Source organism: Streptomyces sp. NPDC026673 (genome assembly GCF_040638135.1).
GTDB lineage: Bacteria > Actinomycetota > Actinomycetes > Streptomycetales > Streptomycetaceae > Actinacidiphila.
The window spans coordinates 1-17830 of sequence record NZ_JBEZXR010000117.1 but is presented as its reverse complement, the minus strand read 5'-3'; the positions used below and the strand labels follow the sequence as shown (position 1 = coordinate 17830).

Annotated in this window: 15 protein-coding genes; all 15 read right to left on the bottom strand. The window is 71.6% G+C overall.

Features of this window, described 5'->3' with window-relative positions:
- Positions 1 to 830, bottom strand: an 830-nt coding sequence (gene ispG / locus AB0F62_RS40150) for a flavodoxin-dependent (E)-4-hydroxy-3-methylbut-2-enyl-diphosphate synthase (RefSeq protein ID WP_361811058.1), incomplete at its 3' end; no start/stop codon positions are given.
- A 7-nt stretch (positions 831 to 837) separates the two neighbouring features.
- A complete protein-coding gene (gene hpnH / locus AB0F62_RS40145) occupies positions 838 to 1866 on the bottom strand; it encodes an adenosyl-hopene transferase HpnH (RefSeq protein ID WP_361811056.1) in 1029 nt (342 codons plus the stop codon).
- Between the two features lie 5 nt (positions 1867 to 1871).
- Positions 1872 to 2474, bottom strand: coding sequence for a 1-hydroxy-2-methyl-2-butenyl 4-diphosphate reductase (locus AB0F62_RS40140; RefSeq protein ID WP_361811054.1), 603 nt, complete (start codon positions 2472 to 2474; stop codon positions 1872 to 1874).
- Positions 2474 to 4501: a squalene--hopene cyclase gene (shc, locus tag AB0F62_RS40135; protein ID WP_361811052.1), complete on the bottom strand. Its 2028-nt coding sequence runs from the start codon at positions 4499 to 4501 to the stop codon at positions 2474 to 2476. Before shc ends, AB0F62_RS40140 begins: the two co-directional genes overlap by 1 nt.
- A gap of 98 nt (positions 4502 to 4599) precedes the next feature.
- A complete protein-coding gene (locus AB0F62_RS40130; protein WP_361811050.1) occupies positions 4600 to 5721 on the bottom strand; it encodes a polyprenyl synthetase family protein in 1122 nt (373 codons plus the stop codon).
- Complete coding sequence (hpnE, locus tag AB0F62_RS40125) at positions 5718 to 7163, bottom strand: hydroxysqualene dehydroxylase HpnE (RefSeq protein WP_361811048.1); 1446 nt, start codon at positions 7161 to 7163, stop codon at positions 5718 to 5720. Before hpnE ends, AB0F62_RS40130 begins: the two co-directional genes overlap by 4 nt.
- 186 nt (positions 7164 to 7349) lie before the next feature.
- The gene (gene hpnD, locus AB0F62_RS40120) at positions 7350 to 8288 is read right to left on the bottom strand and encodes a presqualene diphosphate synthase HpnD (protein ID WP_361811046.1); all 939 of its coding nucleotides are present in this window, start codon (positions 8286 to 8288) and stop codon (positions 7350 to 7352) included.
- A complete protein-coding gene (gene hpnC / locus AB0F62_RS40115; protein WP_361811044.1) occupies positions 8285 to 9214 on the bottom strand; it encodes a squalene synthase HpnC in 930 nt (309 codons plus the stop codon). Before hpnC ends, hpnD begins: the two co-directional genes overlap by 4 nt.
- A 617-nt stretch (positions 9215 to 9831) precedes the next feature.
- Positions 9832 to 10623, bottom strand: a complete 792-nt coding sequence (locus AB0F62_RS40110; protein ID WP_361811042.1) for an ABC transporter ATP-binding protein — start codon at positions 10621 to 10623, stop codon at positions 9832 to 9834.
- Entirely contained in the window at positions 10616 to 11539 is a 924-nt protein-coding gene (locus tag AB0F62_RS40105) for an ABC transporter permease (protein ID WP_361811040.1), read from the bottom strand. The genes AB0F62_RS40110 and AB0F62_RS40105 overlap by 8 nt, the downstream gene beginning before the upstream one ends.
- Positions 11540 to 11613: 74 nt before the next feature.
- Entirely contained in the window at positions 11614 to 12459 is an 846-nt protein-coding gene (locus AB0F62_RS40100) for a glycosyltransferase (RefSeq protein WP_361811062.1), read from the bottom strand.
- 53 nt (positions 12460 to 12512) lie between these two features.
- A complete protein-coding gene (locus AB0F62_RS40095) occupies positions 12513 to 13298 on the bottom strand; it encodes a CDP-alcohol phosphatidyltransferase family protein (RefSeq protein WP_361811038.1) in 786 nt (261 codons plus the stop codon).
- Positions 13276 to 14337: an iron-containing alcohol dehydrogenase family protein gene (locus AB0F62_RS40090; RefSeq protein WP_361811036.1), complete on the bottom strand. Its 1062-nt coding sequence runs from the start codon at positions 14335 to 14337 to the stop codon at positions 13276 to 13278. Before AB0F62_RS40090 ends, AB0F62_RS40095 begins: the two co-directional genes overlap by 23 nt.
- Positions 14325 to 15074: a phosphocholine cytidylyltransferase family protein gene (locus tag AB0F62_RS40085; RefSeq protein ID WP_361811034.1), complete on the bottom strand. Its 750-nt coding sequence runs from the start codon at positions 15072 to 15074 to the stop codon at positions 14325 to 14327. The genes AB0F62_RS40090 and AB0F62_RS40085 overlap by 13 nt, the downstream gene beginning before the upstream one ends.
- Positions 15071 to 16849: a DUF5941 domain-containing protein gene (locus AB0F62_RS40080; protein WP_361811060.1), complete on the bottom strand. Its 1779-nt coding sequence runs from the start codon at positions 16847 to 16849 to the stop codon at positions 15071 to 15073. The genes AB0F62_RS40085 and AB0F62_RS40080 overlap by 4 nt, the downstream gene beginning before the upstream one ends.
- Positions 16850 to 17830 lie beyond the last annotated feature (981 nt).

Below are 17830 nucleotides of genomic sequence, written 5' to 3'. Positions count from 1 at the left end.
CGCTGCCGCAGGTTCAGCGACTCCAGGATCTGGATGCCGACCTTGACCTCCTCCGCCGGAGGAGCCGACAACGACACCCGGATCGTGTCCCCGATCCCCTCGCTCAGCAGCGCGCCGAACGCCACCGCCGACTTGATCGTCCCCTGGAACGCCGGACCCGCCTCGGTCACCCCCAGGTGCAGCGGGTAATCGCACTGCGCCGCCAGCAGACGGTAGGCGTTGACCATCACCACCGGGTCGTTGTGCTTCACCGAGATCTTGATGTCCCGGAAACCGTGCTCCTCGAACAGCGAGCACTCCCACAGCGCCGACTCCACCAGCGCCTCGGGCGTCGCCTTGCCGTACTTCTCCAGCAGCCGCTTGTCCAGCGACCCGGCGTTCACCCCGATCCGGATCGGCGTGCCGGCGTCCGAGGCCGCCCTCGCGATCTCCTTCACCTTGTCGTCGAACTGCCGGATGTTGCCCGGGTTCACCCGCACCGCCGCACAGCCCGCGTCGATCGCCGCGAACACGTACTTCGGCTGGAAGTGGATGTCCGCGATCACCGGGATCTGCGACTTCCTCGCGATCTGCGGCAGCGCGTCCGCGTCGTCCTGCGAGGGACAGGCGACCCGCACGATCTGGCAGCCGGAGGCGGTCAGTTCGGCGATCTGCTGCAGGGTCGCGTTGACGTCGGCGGTGAGCGTGGTCGTCATGGACTGGACGGAGATGGGGGCGTCGCCGCCCACCGCCACCGACCCGACCCGGATGCGCCGCGAACGGCGGCGCTCCGCTAGTGGCCGGGCCGGCACGGAGGGCAGGCCGAGCGAAACGGGCTCGACAGCTGTCATCGCCGGGTCACTTCCCCCGGTTGCCGGTGACGGTCTCACGGGTGGCCCTGATGGACTCCTTGAGGGAGGTCATCGTGGCCAGGACGGCGGTCGGTTCGTAGCCGCAGTGCGCCATGCAGTTGGCGCAGCGCGGGTCCTTGCCGCGGCCGTACTTGCTCCAGTCGGTGTCCTCGATGAGCTCCTTGTACGTGGTGACGTAGCCGTCGCTCATCAGGTAGCAGGGCCGCTGCCACCCGAAGAGGGAGTAGTTGGGGATCGCCCAGGCGGTGCAGGGGAAATCGACCTTGCCCTCCAGGAAGTCCAGGAAGAGCGGGCTGTGGTTGAGGCGCCACTTCTTGCGGTTGCCGCCGGAGAACGCCTTCTTGAACAGCTCTCGGGTCTGTTCCACGCCCAGGAAGTGCTCCTGGTCCGGCGCCTTCTCGTAGGCGTAGGCGGGCGAGATCATCATCTCGTCGACCTGCAGGTCGTCATTGAGGAAGTTGAGCACCTCGATGATGGTCTGCGGGGTGTCCGTGTTGAAGAAGGTCGAATTGGTGGTGACCCGGAAACCGCGCCGCTTCGCCTCCTTGATCGCCTCGACCGCCTCGTCGAAGACGCCTTCCTTGGCGACCGACTCGTCGTGCCGCTCGCGCAGTCCGTCGATGTGGACGGCGAAGGCGAAGTAGGGCGAGGGTGTGAAGTTGTCCATCTTCTTGCGCAGCAGCATGGCGTTGGTGCAGAGGAAGACGTACTTCTTCTTCGCCACCAGCTGCCGGACGATCTCGTCGATCTGAGGGTGCATCAGCGGCTCACCGCCGGCGATCGACACCATCGGCGCGCCCGATTCCAGGACCGCGCCCACGGCCTGCGCCACGGGCATGCGCTGTTTCAGCACGCCCGCCGGATGCTGGATCTTGCCGCAGCCCTCGCATTTCAGGTTGCAGGCGAAGAGCGGCTCCAGTTCGACGATGAGCGGGAACTTCTCGCGCCTGCGGAGCATTTTCTGTTCGAAGAGGTAGGTGCCGACCCTGATGGACTGTCGGAGCGGCATGGCCATCTAGCTCACCTCCAGGGGAGCGCGTTAGAGCGGTGCCAGTCGAGAAATGCAGGAACAAGATCCCTCAGCACGCGGAACGCGGTGATTCCCGTGCGGAGTGTGCCGACGCGCACGAGCTCGTACTCGGGCGTGTCGACGACCACGCGGGCCGCGGCGACCGGGCGTGGACCCCGGGCGAGCGCGGCCCGCATCATCGCCGCCGACTCCATGTCGACGGCGACGGCACCGGTGGCCCGGAGCGCGGCCCGCTCCGGACCCCGTACGACATGGTCCGACTCGGCGAGCCGGCCGATGTGCACGGTGTGCCCCGCCGCCTTGAGGGCGGCGGCGAGTGATTCCCCGTCACGCGGCTCGTCGGCGACGACCACGTCGCCCGGCCGCATTCCGGAAGCCAGACCGGCGCAGAAGCCGGTGGTGAGGACCGCCGCCCCGTCGAGGGCGGGGTCGGCCAGCGCGGCGGTGACGGCGCGCTCGGCGGCCTGCGGCCCCATGCCCGTGCGCACGAAGGTGACCGGACCGGCGGCGTGCGTGCGGTCGCCGCCGCGCAGCGCGAACCGTTCCACCCGCAGCGCGCAGACGATGAGCAGTGGTGGGCCGGACGGCCCCATCAGGCCCCCTTCCGTAGCCCGCCGAACGGCTCGCCGTGCACATAGCGCCCGAGGGCGGTGAGCGGGAAGACCATCCGGTAGAGGTGATAGTTGATGGAGAAGTCCCTGGGGAAGCCCGTGCCGGTGAAGTACGGCTCGTCCCAGGAGCCGTCCTCCTGCTGGGTGTCCGCCAGCCAGCGCACCCCGCGCCGTACGGCCTCGCCGTCGCGTTCGCCGGCGGCCAGCAGGGCCAGCAGCGCCCAGGCGGTCTGGGAGGCGGTGGACTCGCCGCGGCCGATCCACTCGGCGGAGGAGTACGAGCGCAGGTCCTCACCCCAGCCGCCGTCCTCGTTCTGCACGGACTCCAGCCAGGTCACCGCCCGCCGGATCGCGGGGTGGCTCTCCGGCAGGCCGGCCGCGACCAGGGCCGGTACCACCGACCCGGTGCCGTAGATGTAGTTGACCCCCCAGCGGCCGAACCAGGCGCCGCTGCGCTCCTGTTCGGCGAGCAGCCAGTCGATCCCGCGCCGGGTGTGCGGGTCGTGCTCCAGACCGAGGGCGGCCAGCATCTCGACCACGTGGGCCGTGACGTCGGCCGACGGCGGGTCGATGACCTCGCCGAAGTCGCAGAAGGGCAGCCGGTTGGGGAAGGCGCTGGTGTTGTCGGCGTCGAAGGCGCCCCAGGCGCCGTTCTTCGACTGCATCCCGACGTTCCAGCGCACCCCCCGGTCGACCGAGGCCTTCACCCGCTCCGGCTCCGGGTGGTCGACCCTGATCAGGGCGAGGACGACCTCGGCGGTGTCGTCGATGTCGGGGTAGGTGTCGTTCTGGAACTCGAACGCCCAGCCGCCCGAGGGCAGCCCGGGGCGTTGCACGGCCCAGTCCCCGGACTTGGTGATCTGCTCCCCCAGCATCCAGTCCACCGCTTTGACCAGCGCCGGGTCGTCGGCGGGCACACCGGCGTCGGCCAGCGCGATGGTGGCCAGACAGGTGTCCCAGACCGGGGATTGGCATGCCTCGATCATCCGCGTGTCCTTGTCCGGCCAGACCGCGAACTCGTCCAGTGCCTTCAGCCCCGCGCGCAGCACGGGGTGGTCGAGGTCGTAGCCGAGCAGGTGGAGCGCGATGACGGAGTAGACGGCGGGTGGCTGGATGCCGCCGAAGCAGCCGTCGTTCTCCTGGCGTTCGATGATCCAGCGGGCCGCCGACCGCATCGCGGCGCGGCGCAGCGGGCGCACGGTGACCTTGCGGTAGGCGTGCAGGGCCCGGTCGAGCCGCTGGAAGAACCCGTCCCAGCTGGACAGCGGCGCCCGCCGGGCCGGCGGATTGGGCCGGGAGGGGTCGGTGTGCAGCTCGTCGAGGGTGAAGGAGGCGGGCCGTACGGGCCGGTGGGCGCCGACGATGGTCAGCGGCACGATGGTCTGCCGGGCCCAGCTGGCGAAGGAGTAGATGTTGAGCGGGACCCACTTGGGCAGGTAGATGAGCTCGGGCGGCAGTTCCGGCAGGTCCTCCCAGCGCCACCAGCCGAACAACGCGAGCCAGATGCGGGTGAAGACCCGGCACCGCGCGATGCCGCCCTGCTCGCGGACGAAGGCCGACGCGGAGACCATCCACGGCGCGTCGGGGGCGTCTCCGGCGAGCCGCAGGGCGACATAGGCCTCGACGGTGGCGGAGAGGTCGCCCGGTCCGCCGTGGAAGGTGGACCAGGCGCCGTCGTCGCGCTGCTGGGACCTGATCCACCGTGCGGCGGCCGCGGTGACGCGTTCGTCCTGGATGCCGAGGAACTGACGGAGCAGCAGGTCCTCGGCGTCCATCGTCACGTTGGTCTCGAGGTCGCCCTTCCACCAGCCGTCGGGATGCTGACGCTCCAGCAGGTGGCCGGTGGCCCGGCGCGCGGCCTCGGCCGCGAGCTCCTCGGTCCGGCCGGTGCGGCCGCCGGTCCCGGGACCTGACGCCGGTTCCGGGATCGAGCCCGAGGTCTTCGTTCTGGCCGAGGGTGTCCCGCGGGCCGCCTCGCCCCCGGGACCGCCGTCGGTCGTCGCTGTCATGGCTTCCCCTTTGCACAGTCGTTCTGTCTGCGGTGTTGGGGCTGCCGTCGGCCGTCACGCGCGCCCGGCCGGCGACGTACTGCGCTCCAGTTGTGTCCCTACTTCTCGCGAACCACCACGAAATCCGCCAGGCCCACGAGCTTACGGTGAACTTCTCCCGGCATGTCCATTTTGTCGAGCGCGGCGATCGCGGTGGCGTACTGCCGGCGGGCCTCCCGGGAGGTCCACTCCCGGCCGCCGGCTTCCTCGATCAACGCCGCCCTCGTCGCGAACTCTTCCTCGTCGAAGGACTCGATGTCATTACGGTCCGACGAATCCGCGGCCTTCGCATCCGCTGCCAGCAGCTCGGCGAGGCGCCGCGAGGCGGCTCCGCCAGCGGCCAGCGCCGCCACCACCGGGAGGGACTTCTTGCGCTGGCGCAGGTCGCTCCAGGTCTGCTTGCCGGTGGCGGCCGGGTCGCCCCAGATGCCCAGCAGGTCGTCCACGGCCTGGAAGGCCAGTCCCAGGTGGTAGCCGTACTCCTCCAGGGCGTCGGCGTCGGCCTCGGAGGCGCCGCCGAGTACCGCGCCGATGGAGCTGGCGCAGGCGAGGAGGGCACCGGTCTTGTTGCCCTCCATCTCCAGGCACTCCTCGACGGTGACCCGCTCGCGGTGCTCGAAGGAGATGTCCTGGGCCTGACCGTCGATCAGCTTGCGGGTGGCGATGGTGAGCCGGCGGGTGGCGCGGCCGGCCTCGACGGTGCCCTGCTCCAGCAGGATCTCGTTGGCGAGGGCGAAGAGCGCGTCGCCGACCAGGATGGCCTGGGCGGGACCGTGCACCTTCCACACCGTGTCGCGGTGGCGGCGCTGCTCGTCACCGTCCATCAGGTCGTCGTGCAGCAGGGAGAAGTTGTGCACCAGCTCCACGGCGACCGCGCCCGGGATGCCCACCTCGGGGGCGGCGCCGGCCGCCTCGGCGGACAGCAGCGCCAGTGCGGGGCGGACTGCCTTGCCGCTGTCGCCGTGGGTCGGGTTGCCCGCCGCGTCGATCCATCCGAAGTGGTAGGCGGCGACGGTGTCCATCGGGGGTGCGAGGCGGTCCACGGCGGCGCGCAGCACCGGCGTGGACAGGTCGCGGCCGCGCTCCAGCAGCGCGGTCACGGTCGCTCTGTCGACGCCCGCGGTCATCTGCTCGTTGCCAGCGGTCACATTCTCTCCTCTGATTGCACTGGTCATGCTCATACCGGCTCCAGGCCTTCGATGGCGAAGGTACGTGGGTCGAAGGGATGGCGGAGGGCGGTCAAAGCTGCTCGGGAGGCTTGCAAACCGCTGCGGACCGCGCTTTCCATCGTCGCGGGCCAGCCGGTGGCGGTCCATGCGCCGGCGAGCCAGACACCCGGCGCGCGGGTGGCGGGACCCGGGCGCAGGGCGCCGACACCGGGGATCGGGGCGAAGGTCGCGGTCCGTTCCCTGGTGACGAAGAAGTCCAGTACGGCGGCGTCACGCGCGACCGGCAGCAGCCGCTCCAGCTCCGGCAGGTAGCGCTTGCGCAGTTCGGCCACGGGGAGGTCGATCTCCTCCTGGGCCGCCGACTGGGAGAGGGCGAGGTACTGGCCCCCGCCGGTGAGCCCGGAGTGCTCCGTACGGTCGAAGACCCACTGCACGGGGCTGCCCAGGGCCGCGAAGAAGGGCTGCCGCAGGACTTCGCGGTCGTAGACGACGTGGACGTTGAGGATCGGCGCGGTGCCGATGCGCAGCAGCGCGTCCGGGTCCGGGAGCGCGCCGGCCGGGAGGAGCCCGTGGGCCTCGTGCTGCGGTACGGCCAGCACGACGGTGTCCGCCGTGAAGCGCTCGCCGCGGCCGGGTCCGGTCTCGGCCTCGACCTCCCAGACCGGGCCGCCGGCCCCGGGAACGCTCGCCGCGGACCGTACCGGCTCGGGCGCGTCCGTGCGGGTGAGCGAGGTGGCCCGGGCGCGCAGCAGGGTGCGTACGCCGGCCTTGTCCAGGGCGGTGCGGGCACGCTCGTCGTGCAGTTCGCCGAGCGGCCGGGCGGCCCAGCCGATGTCGGCGGCGCCGGGGTCGGAAAGCAGTCCGGTCTTGAAGACCATGGCGGCCAGGCCGAGTGACGCCTCGTCGGCGGTGGCGTTGAGCGTCGCGATCCCGACCAGGTCCCACAGCGCCTCGACGGTGCGGGCCGACTGGCCGTGCTCACGCAGCCAACTGCCGAAGTCGACCGCGTCCAGCGCCGGGTCGGCGGGGTCGAGCGAGCGCAGCGCGAGCGCGGCCCGTCCGACGGAGGCCCGTTCGGCGAGCGACAGGTGCGGGTAGGTGGCCAGGCTGGCGGCCAGGTGCAGCGGCACGGGCAGCGCCGAGCGGCGCAGCCGGCCGAGCCGGGGTCGCGGGGCCGCGACGTCGAGCACCGGGACGTCCAGCCGGCGCTGGAGGGTGACGAGGTCGGACGCGTCGATCCGGTCCAGGAAGCGGAGGTAGGCGGCGCAGCAGCGCAGGAAGACGTGCTGGCCGTTGTCGACGGTCAGGGCGCCGCGCCGGAAGGAGAAGGCGAGTCCGCCGAGCCGGGGACGGGCCTCGAGCAGGGTGACGCGGAGCCCGGCGTCGGCCAGTGCCAGTGCCGCCGTCGTACCCGCGAGCCCGCCGCCGATCACGACGGCCGTGCGCTCAGCCATGCGTCCTCCCCCGGGTGCCGCCGCGCTCGGCACGGCGCACCGTTGCCGACTGTGACGCCTCCGGCACGGTGGCGGTTGCCTCACGGCGGCGGAAAACGGCGGTTTTCCGCGACGCTGCCGCTCCCGTGCCGTTTGCACGGTTTTCGCCGGTGCGGGGGAAGAGGCCCGCGGCCGGTGGGGCGGGGGTCACGCGCGCCTCCTGGCGGCACGTCGGGCGTCGAGACCGGCGAGGCCGCGCGCCGCGACGTACGCCTTCTGGTGGCCGGGCAGCGAGACCCGCCCGCGGAGCACGGCCTCGGGGTCGGCGGCGATCCGCTCCAGGAGCCGGCGGTAGATGCCGGCCATCGCGGAGACGCAGGCGCCGCTGCGGCGGTCGAGCATGGGCAGCAGCCGGTAGCCCTCGGCGAACAGGGCGCGGGCCCGCTTCACCTCGAACTCGACCAGGCCCGCGAAGTCCGACCCGGCCGGCGGGGTGTCCGTGTGGAATCCGGCCGAACAGCCGAACTTCGCGAGGTCCTCGGCCGGCAGGTAGGTCCGGCCGTTGGCGGCGTCCTCGCGCAGGTCCCGCAGGATGTTGGTGAGTTGCAGGGCGAGGCCGAGGGTGTCGGCGTACTCCGCGGCGCGCTCCCGGTCGGGCGCCCCGGGCAGGGTGCCGAAGACGCCGAGCGAGAGCCGGCCGATGGCCCCGGCGACGCACCGGCAGTAGGAGGCGAGGTCTTCCCAGGTCTCGTAGGTGTCGCCGCGCAGGTCCATCTGCACGCCGTCGATGAGCTCGTCGAGCCCGCCGAGCGGGAGCGGGAAGCGGCGCGCGGCGTCGGCGAGTGCGACGGCCACCGGGTCCGTGTCGTCCTCGGCGACCGCGCCCTCCTGGATCCGGGCGAGCAGGGCACGGGTGTCGTCCAGCCGGAGCTGCTTCTCGGCGAGGTCGAGGTCGCCGTCACCGATGTCGTCCACCCGTCGTGAGAGGGCGTAGAGGGCGGACATGGCCTGCCGCTTGGGGGTGGGCAGCAGCCGGATGCCGTAGGCGAAGTTGCGGGCCTCGTGGCCGGTCACGACCTCGCAATAGCGATACGCCGCGAGCACCGGCCCTGACATGCGATCGGAGCCGTTCACAGTCCGGCTCACCCCTCTCTTCGCAATGTCGACCCCACCTCGCGCAGCAGGCTGAACCTGCCGGCCTTCGGCGGCCCCGGCAGCACGTCGTAGCCCGCGTCCGCGATCGCCCGCAGGGCGGCGCGGCCTCCTCCGGCGAACCCGGCGAGCAACAGCCTGAGCCTGCCGTGGACGCTACCCACCAACGGGGTGCCTTCATTCAGGAGGTCTCGGGCGCGTTCCGCTTCGTACGCGACCAGTGCGCGCACCTGTGCGCCCGCGGTAGCGGCGGTGAGATCGGTTTCGGTGACGCCGAAGCGCTTCATGTCCTCGGCGGGCAGGTAGATGCGGTCGCGGCCGAGATCCTCGGCCACGTCCTGGAGGTGCTCGATGATCTGCAGCGCCGTGCAGATCGCGTCCGAACGGCGGATCCGCTCGGGGGTGGCGGTGCCGGTGATGCCGAGGACGAGCCGGCCGACCGGGTTCGCCGACAGCTCGCAGTAGGCGAGGAGGTCGTCGTACGTGGCGTAGCGACGTACGACCTGGTCCTGCCGGTTGGCCTCGATCAGGCCGAGGAAGGGTTCGGGGGTGAGCCCGTGCCGGCGGACGGTGGGCTGCAGGGCGCGGAGCAGCGGGTGACGGATGTCGTCGGGGCCCGCGTCGAAGACCCGGCGCAGATCGGCCTCGAACGCGTCCAGCATCGCGGTGCGGTCGCCGGCCGCCTCGGCGGGAAGACCGAGCCGTACGGCGTCGACGCGGCCCCCGTCGGCCAGGTCGCCGTCGCCGATGTCGTCGACGAGCCGGGCGAAGCCGTAGACCGCCATGAGGTCGGCACGCCAGGAGCGGGGGACGAAGAAGGGTGCGACGGGGAAGTTCTCGCGGGCCGCCTTGTCGAGAACGGCACGTGAAGGGGCATCCGGCGCCGTGCTCGCCCGCGCCTGGGGCTTGAGACCGGTCACCGTGAACGTCCCGGCGTGCGGGCGGTGGGCGCTTTCTCCCCAGGGGTCCACAGAGCCATTGCCGTCACATCCCCCGTTCTACACCGATAGCGCATTACACCCAATTTCGGACACGCCGCTCCTATAATTCCTGCTCCGGGCCGTCCGAGCACTCGAACCGACTCTCCGGACGTATCGCCCGAGATCCGGCGATTGAGTACCGCTACAGCTTACGGCGCGAACCCGCTCCGGCGTGCGCCGGGGGGCGGAACGATGTCGATCCGAAAGCAGCAACGCGCGAACAGAGGGTCCTCGTCCCCGGCGCCTCGCAAAATCCCGGGAAAATCATCAGCCCCATTCGCCCCGGAGTCCGCGCGGCGCGAATGCGCCGGGTGAGCGCCCACCCACTTGGCGTATTCGCCCGCGGACGCGACCGGACCCGGCCCGAGGGAATCGGGTGCGGAAATGCGGCAGCCGCCGAAGCCCGGGCGGGAGCAGCGGGGAACGACCGGCGGGAACGCGGAAATCGGGCGGAACATCAGGGCGGTGAGGCCGCGGGACGCACGGCGGGGAGAGGACGGACGGTGAACGCACGTCCGGCCCGCGCGGCGATCAGGGGCGCGGGCCGGCGGGCGGGATCACTTCGCCGTGAACTCTTCGTACGCCTTCAGCACGACGTCGGTCGGACCGTCCATGCGCAGCTCGCCCTTCTCCAGCCACAGCACGCGGTCGCAGGTGTCGCGGATCGACTTGTTGTTGTGGCTGACCAGGAAGACCGTGCCGGCCTCCTTGCGCAGCTCGCGGATGCGCGCCTCCGAGCGCTTCTGGAACGAGCGGTCACCGGTGGCGAGCGCCTCGTCGATCATCAGCACGTCGTGGCTCTTGGCCGCGGCGATCGAGAAGCGCAGCCGGGCCGCCATGCCGGAGGAGTAGGTGCGCATCGGGAGGGAGATGAAGTCGCCCTTCTCGTTGATCCCGGAGAAGTCCACGATCTCCTGGTAGCGCTCCCTGACCTGCTCCTGCGACATGCCCATGGCGAGGCCGCCGAGGATGACATTGCGCTCGCCGGTCAGGTCGTTCATCAGGGCGGCGTTCACACCGAGCAGCGAGGGCTGGCCCTCGGTGAAGACCCGGCCGCTCTCCGCGGGCAGCAGGCCCGCGATGGCGCGCAGCATGGTGGACTTGCCCGAGCCGTTGGAGCCGATCAGGCCGATCGCCTCGCCGCGGTAGGCGGTGAAGCTGACGCCGCGCACGGCGTGCACCTTGCGGACGTTCGGGTTGCCCCTCCGGGTGACCAGACGGGTCAGGGCGCTGACGGCACTGCCCTTGCCCGTGCCCGCGCCGTGTACCCGGTACACGATGTGCAGGTCGTCCACGATCACCGTGGGAATGCGCTCGCCGCCCGCGGCGGCGCCGTCGTGCTCAGCCACGGCCGTACCTCTCCTCAGCCTTCCAGAAGTACACGAAGCCCCCGACGCCCATGACCAGGGCCCAGCCCAGGGCGATCGCCCACACATGGGGCGGGAGCTGCGCGGAGGTGAAACTGTCGATCAGTGCGAAGCGCATCAGGTCGATGTAGACCGCCGCCGGGTTCAGGTCGAGGAGGACCTTGACGGCGGTCGGCGCGCTCGCCGCGAAGTGGCTGATGCTGTACATGACACCCGAGGCGTACATCCAGGTCCGCAGGATGAACGGCATCAACTGAGCGAGGTCCGTCATCTTGCTGCCCAGCCGCGCCATCACCAGCGCCAGCCCCGCGTTGAACACCGACTGCAGCACCAGCGCCGGCACCGCCAGCAGCCACGACGGACCGGGGACCTCCCCGGTCATCAGCACGATCGACAGCAGTACCAGCATCGACATCAGCAACTGCTGGAGCTGCACCAGCGTGAACGCGATCGGCAGACTCGCCCGCGGGAAGTGCAGCGCCCGGATCAGACCGAGGTTGCCGGCGATCGCGCGCACGCCGGAGAGCACGGAGGACTGGGTGAAGGTGAAGATGAAGACACCCGTGACCAGGAACGCGATGTAGTTGTCCACACCGCGGTCGGTGCCCAGCAGCAGACCGAAGATGAAGTAGTAGACGGCCGCGTTGAGCAGCGGCGTCAGCACCTGCCACAGCTGGCCCAGCCGCGCCTGGGTGTACTGCGCCGACGCGCGGGCCCGGGCGAACGCCGAAATGAAGTGACGGCGGTTCCACAGCTGCCGCACGTACTCGACGAGGCCCGGCCGGGCGCCGCTGACGGTCAGACCGTACTCGGCCGCCAGCTGGGACGGCGTGCGGCCGCCGGCCGCCGCGGGCACCCGGCCCACGGCGACCGCACCGTCGTGCGTTGTCTCGCTCACAGTTGACACTTTCATCCTCTGGACGCGCCACGGGACCGGGCCCGTTGCGCGGGGTGCACTCTCGTCCGAGCTTGTCAGATGATCGGGGGCCGGCCCAGTCGGGCCAGTCTCCACACGGTCCGCCACCGCATCGGCCGGCGCGGGCCGCTCGACGACGTCCAGCCTTCCTTGAATCCGCCGAACCACGCCTTCAGCGCGGGACCCGAGGGCCGGCGCAGCAGGGTCAGCAGCATCCACACGCCCAGGTAGACCGGCACCAGGGGCCAGGGCAGGTTCCGGCGGGCCAGCCACACACGGTTGCGGGCCACCATGCGGTGGTAGACCGCGTGCCTGCTGGGAGCGGTCAGCGGGTGCAAAAGCACCATGTCCGCGCGGTAGTCGATCATCCAGCCCGCGTCGAGGGCCCGCCAGGCGAGGTCGGTCTCCTCGTGGGCGTAGAAGAACTCGTCGGGCAGGCCGCCGACCTCCTGGAACACCGCCGTGCGCACCGCGTTGGCGCCGCCCAGGAACGTCGTGACGCGCGAGGAGCGCATCGGGTCGGAGGCCCGCAGCCGGGGGACGTGGCGGCGCTGGGTGATCCCGGACTCCGGGTCGGCGATGCGGAAGCTGACGATGCCGAGCCGGGGATCCGCCGCGAAGGCCTCGCGGACCAGCTCGGCGGTGTCCTCGTTCGGCAGCAGCCCGTCGTCGTCCAGGAAGAGCAGGACGTCGACCTCGCTGCCGCCGGGGCCGAAGGCCTCGATGCCGACATTGCGGCCACCGGGGATGCCCAGGTTCTCGGGCAGCTCGACGGTCCGCACGCCGGACGGCAGCTCGGGCAGCGGCGAGCCGTTGCCGACGACGGCGATCTCGACCGCCGGACCGCGCTGCTTGGCGACCGAGTCCAGCAGGTCGCGCAGTTCCTCGGGGCGGTTGCCCATGGTGATGATCACCGCACCGACGCGGATCGTTCCGGCCGACGTCCCCACGGCGCTCACCTCAGCCTGCTCGACGCGAGGATCGAGACCAGGTGCAGCAGCGTCTGCAGCACGGCGATGGCGGCCAGGACGCAGACGGCGATGCGGGTGAAGAGCAGGTCGCCGTGGACGAAGTCCGCGACACCGGCCACCAGGATCAGCAGCGATGCCTCCACGCCGCCCACCAGCCGGTGGAACTTCAGCGCGGCGGCGGCCTTGCGGGCCAGCGCCAGTCCGGAGGAGCGGGGCACGGAGGCCTCGTCCTGGACGGCGGACAGACCGCTGCGGGAGCGGGCCACGTCGACCAGGTCCGTCTCGGCCTTGATCAGGATCGCGCCGAGTGCGGCCAGCGTCCCGAGGAACGCCCAGCCCCACTGGGTGGTGGCGCCGTCGCGGTGGAAGAGGTCGGCGGCCCGCAGCCCGAAGCCGACCAGCAGCGCCGCCTCGGACAGGTAGTGCCCCACCCGGTCGAGGTAGACGCCGGTGATCGAGGTCTGCTTGCGCCAGCGGGCGACCTCGCCGTCCACGCAGTCCAGCAGCAGGTACAGCTGGATCAGCAGCGCGCCCGCCACGGCACCGGCGAGGCCGGGCACGAGCAGTGCCGCCCCGGCCGCGATACCCGCGACGATCATGAGGTACGTGAGCTGGTTGGGCGTCACGCGGCTGTTGACGAGATGCCTCGTCCAACGCAGCGAGATCTCCCGCATGTAGATGCGGCCGGCCCAGTGCTCACCGCTGCGCCGGTCCTTCAGCCCCGCGGGGTGAACGACCGGCCGCAGCTCAGCTACCGATGGTTTTGGCATAGTCGGCGTATGCGTCCCTGATCTGGTCGGTGGACAGCTCCAGGTGCTCCAGAATCGTGTAGCGCCCGGGGCGGGTCTGCGGAGCGTATTCGACGGCCTTGACGAACTCGGCCTCGGTGAAGCCGATTTCACCCGGAGTGGTGGGCAGGCCGTGGCGGTTCAGCACCTCGGCGAAGAGCCCGGCCTCGTCCGGGGCGCCGCGCAGGAACATCGCGAAGGCGGCACCGATGCCGACCTGCTCGCCGTGGGCGGCGGCCCGCTTGGGGTACAGCAGGTCGATCGCGTGGCTGATCTCGTGGCACGCCCCGGAGGCGGGACGGCTGTCGCCGCTGATCGACATCGCGATGCCGGTGAGAACCAGCGCCTCGGACAGCACGGTCAGGAACTCGTCGTCGCCCGTGCCGCCGGGGTGCCGCAGCACCGACTCGCCGGCCGTGCGCGCCATGGCGGCGGCCAGTCCGTCGATCGGCTCGCCGGTCTCGCGGTGGGACAGCTCCCAGTCCGCGATCGCCGAGATGTTGGACAGGGCGTCGCCGATGCCGGACCGCACGTAGCGAACCGGGGCCTCGCGGATCACGTCGAGGTCGATGACCAGCCCGATCGGAGTCGGCACACCGTAGGAGCCACGGCCGTTGTCGTTGTCCAGGGTGGACACCGGCGAGCAGATGCCGTCGTGCGACAGGTTGGTCGCCACCGCCACCAGCGGCAGCCCGACCCGCGCGGCGGCGTACTTGGCCGCGTCGATGATCTTGCCGCCGCCGAGTCCGACGACCGCGTCGTAGCGGTTGCCTCGCATGGCGTCGGCCAGCTTCACGGCGCCGTCGATGGATCCCCCGGCCACCTCGTACCAGTCGGCACCCGGCAGCGCCTGGGCGAGCCGCTCGCGCAGCACGGTCCCCGAGCCACCGCTTATCGCGATGGCCAGCCTGCCGGAGCTGGAGATGCGCTGGTCGGCCAGCAGGCCCGCCAGGTCCTCCAGTGCTCCGGCACGGATGTCGACGACGACCGGCGAGGGGATGAGCCTCGTCAGTACTGGCACGCGATCTCCCGGGCGCGGTTCAGGTCGTCGTGGTTGTCGATCTCGACCCAGGACACCTGGCCGATGGGGGCGACGTCGACCTGGAAGCCGCGGTTGACCAGCTCCTGGTAGCCGTCCTCGTAGTAGAGCTGCGGGTCGCGCTCGTAGGTGGCCTTCAGAGCGTCGGCGAGGTCGGCGCCCGCCTCGCCCTCGATGAGGGTGACGCCGATGTACTCGCCGGTGGCGGAGGCCGGGTCCATGAGCTTGGTGATCCGCTGGACGCCCTTGCCCTCGGCGGTGATGACCTTCATCTCCTCGTCGGCGAGCTGCTTCACCGTGTCGAGGGCGAGGATTATCCGCTGCCCGTTGCCCCGGGCGGCGAGCAGCGTCTGCTCGACGGAGACCGGGTGCACGGTGTCGCCGTTGGCGAGGATGACGCCTTCCTTGATGACGTCACGGGCGCACCACAGGGAGTAGGCGTTGTTCCACTCCTCGGCCTTGTCGTTCTCGACGAGGTGCAGCTTCAGGCCGTACTTCGCCTCCAGCGCGGCCTGCCGCTCGTACACGGCCTCCTTGCGGTAGCCGACGACGATGGCGGCCTCGGTCAGGCCGACCTCGGCGAAGTTGCCCAGCGTGAGGTCCAGCACGGTCGTGGTTCCCTCACCCGCCGGGTCCACGGGCACCAGGGCCTTCGGCAGAGTGTCGGTGTAGGGGCGCAGTCGCCGTCCGGCGCCGGCCGCCAGCACGAGGCCGATCATGCAGGTCCTCCAGTTTCGTCGTGTACAGCGGGTGCTTGTGATGACACCCAGAACCCGATGCTCTCGGTGAGCACCACCACCGCCAGCGCGACGGCGAGGACCGTCAGCGCGACCGTGAAACCCGTGTTGTGCGCCAGGGCCGCGGCCGCCGCGGTGACCAGCAGTGCCCGGCCTTCGTGACCGCCCGTCGCGCGTACCAGGGCCCGCGGGGGCGCCCCGGTCCCGCCGCGGATGCGGTACACCGTGTCGTAGTGATGGTAGGCGACCGCGGCCACCAGCCCGAAAGCCGCGGGCAACGCTCCGTTCACATCGGAGACCGCCGCGAGCACCAGGATGGTTCCGTACTCGGCCGCGCGGAAGACCGGCGGCACGAGCCAGTCGAGGGCTCCCTTGAGCGGGCCCGCGACGGCCAGTGCGGACGTCAGGGCGTAGCAGCCGGCGGCGACGAGCGGCCACGGGCTGCCCACCGGGGCGAGGAGCGACGTGGCAATCATCACGGCGGCGCCCAGCAGCGCGGCCACCGGGAGGCCGCGGCCCCGGAAGAGGCGCGCGAGGCCCTCGGCGACCGGTCCGGTGTCGGCGAGCTGGGCCAGCGCCCGGGCGGAGCCCTCACCGGCGGGTGCCCGGTGCCGGAGCGAACGCAGCACCCGGCCGGCCATGGTGTAGCAGGCGGCGAACGCGCAGCCGGCGATCAGCACGGTGAAGGTGATGCGCGGCGTGGTCGCCGCGGTCAGCACCGCGATCAGCGCCCAGCGCTCGCCGATGGGCAGCACGATCATGCGGCGCAGCCAGACCGTCCAGCCGACGCGGTCGAGTCGCTGGGACAGCGCCCCGGCGGCGGCCCCGTCCTGCGCGTCGCGGACGGTCTCCGCGTAGGAGAAGTCCACGACGTGGCGGCAGGTCTGCAGCGCCATCGCACCGAGGGCCAGGGCCCATACGTCGTCGCCCCCGCGCGCCGCGCCGAGCGCCAGGCCCGCGTAGTACGCGTACTCCTTGGCGCGGTCGAAGGTGGCGTCCAGCCAGGCTCCGAGCGTGGAGTACTGCAGCGAGTAGCGGGCCAGCTGGCCGTCGGTGCAGTCCAGCACGAAGGAGGCGAGCAGCAGCACGCCGGCGGCGATGAAGCCGGGGCGGGTGCCGGTGGCCGCGCAGGCGGCCGCGCCGAGAGCCACCAGCAGGGACGCGGTGGTGACCTGGTTGGGGGTGAGTCCGCGGCGGGCGCACCAGCGCGCGATGTAGCGGGAGTAGGGGCTGACGAAGTAGGTGGTGAAGAAGCCGTCGCGGGACTTCACGGCGGTGCGCAGCCGCACCGCCTCGTCGTCGACGGCGGCGACGGCGGCCTCGGCGTGCTCACGTCCGGCGGCGTCGACGGGGACGGTCGCGACGAGCACGTCGAGGTTGGGCCGGTGAACGGCGACGCCGTCCTTGTCCAGGACTTCGGCGAGCAGGTCGGCGAGGCCCTCCTCGCGGTCCCGCCCGTCCCCCGCGGCCGCGAGGGCCCGCACCAGCGCGGACCGGGCGGCGGGACGCACCGAGACGGCACCGGGTACCGCGGAGACGTCGAAGCGGGGGTCGGTCAGCCCGAGCCGCAGCGCGTGGACGTGCCCGACGAAGCGCCGGTCGACCACGGCGACGCGCTCGGCGGCGGGGACGGCGTGGAGCCGCTCGGCGAGCGAGGCGGCGTCTTCCGCGGCGACGACCTCGAAGCCGAGGTCGCGCAGGTCGCCCTCGATCGGCGACATCGCGACCGGCGGACCGATGAGGATGGCGGTCGACAGAAGGACTCATCTCCCTGGACGTGGGGTGTGCTCGGCGCCCGCTGGGGACGCCGCCACCACGGGTGCGACGCGCCGCGCGGGGGCCGTGTCGGCAGAGGTTATCGGATTCCCGGAAGGCTCCGTTCACCGGCCGTTTCCCCTGCCATGGGGCACGAGGAAAGATCATCATGGTCGATCGGGCGATCACGGACAACTGCCGTGGCGAGGGGGGCGGGGGTTCTCACGGTGGGTGTGCGCGTGTGCGCGATGCGTGGCGGGGTCGTCGGGTGCGGGCCCGGTGTTCGTGTGCGGCGCCGCTGTGGTTGATGTCGGGGTTTCTCCCCCGCCCTCCCGCCCGATTGCCCGGCGCGGTCGGTGCGGGCCTGCGCACTGTTGGCGTGGGGTCGGTGCCGCGCCGGCGCACGTCCTCAACGCTCGCGGTTTACGCCAACGTCATTCCGCGCCGGGTCTGCCGCTCGTCGTTTCCGGGCGCACCCCGCCACACCCCCTCCGGTCGTGTGGGCGCACGACGGCCGGTGGGGGGTCAGTAAGGCACTCGCGGCGACCCCGAACCGCTTTCTCACCCCCTGCGTCCCCGAGCTACCGCTGGGCGGTAGCCCCGTGAGGCGCCTGACCCGGTGGGGGGTGAGCTGGGTGCTTGCGGCGACCCCGAACTGCCTCCGCACCCCCTGCGTCCCCGAGCTACCGCTGAGGGATGCCCCCGTGAGGCGCCTGACCCAGTCGGGGTGAGTTGGGCACATGCGCCAGCCCCGGACCGCCCTTTGACCCCCCTCCGGCGATCAGGCGCGCTACGAGAGGGAGGGGGCGGGGTCGTAGGGGTGGGCGTTCTGGACACTGGGCGTATTTGTGTGCGGCACAGACGGCACCGACATGGACCGCCCGCCATGCACGTAAATATGCGTCCAGAATGCCCAGCCCCGGAGGCCCCGCACCCGGCCCACCCACACACGCAGCGGCGCGGTCACTGACCGCGCCGGGCAA

What these genes read in the sequence shown, in the direction of transcription:
- hpnH (WP_361811056.1), bottom strand. Translation starts at nt 1,866, where the DNA reads ATGGCCATGCCGCTCCGACAGTCCATCAGGGTCGGCACCTACCTCTTC.
- AB0F62_RS40140 (WP_361811054.1), bottom strand. Translation starts at nt 2,474, where the DNA reads ATGGGGCCGTCCGGCCCACCACTGCTCATCGTCTGCGCGCTGCGGGTG.
- shc (WP_361811052.1), bottom strand. Translation starts at nt 4,501, where the DNA reads ATGACAGCGACGACCGACGGCGGTCCCGGGGGCGAGGCGGCCCGCGGG.
- AB0F62_RS40130 (WP_361811050.1), bottom strand. Translation starts at nt 5,721, where the DNA reads ATGAGCATGACCAGTGCAATCAGAGGAGAGAATGTGACCGCTGGCAAC.
- hpnE (WP_361811048.1), bottom strand. Translation starts at nt 7,163, where the DNA reads ATGGCTGAGCGCACGGCCGTCGTGATCGGCGGCGGGCTCGCGGGTACG.
- AB0F62_RS40100 (WP_361811062.1), bottom strand. Translation starts at nt 12,459, where the DNA reads ATGGGCAACCGCCCCGAGGAACTGCGCGACCTGCTGGACTCGGTCGCC.
- AB0F62_RS40095 (WP_361811038.1), bottom strand. Translation starts at nt 13,298, where the DNA reads ATGCCAAAACCATCGGTAGCTGAGCTGCGGCCGGTCGTTCACCCCGCG.
- AB0F62_RS40085 (WP_361811034.1), bottom strand. Translation starts at nt 15,074, where the DNA reads ATGATCGGCCTCGTGCTGGCGGCCGGCGCCGGACGGCGACTGCGCCCC.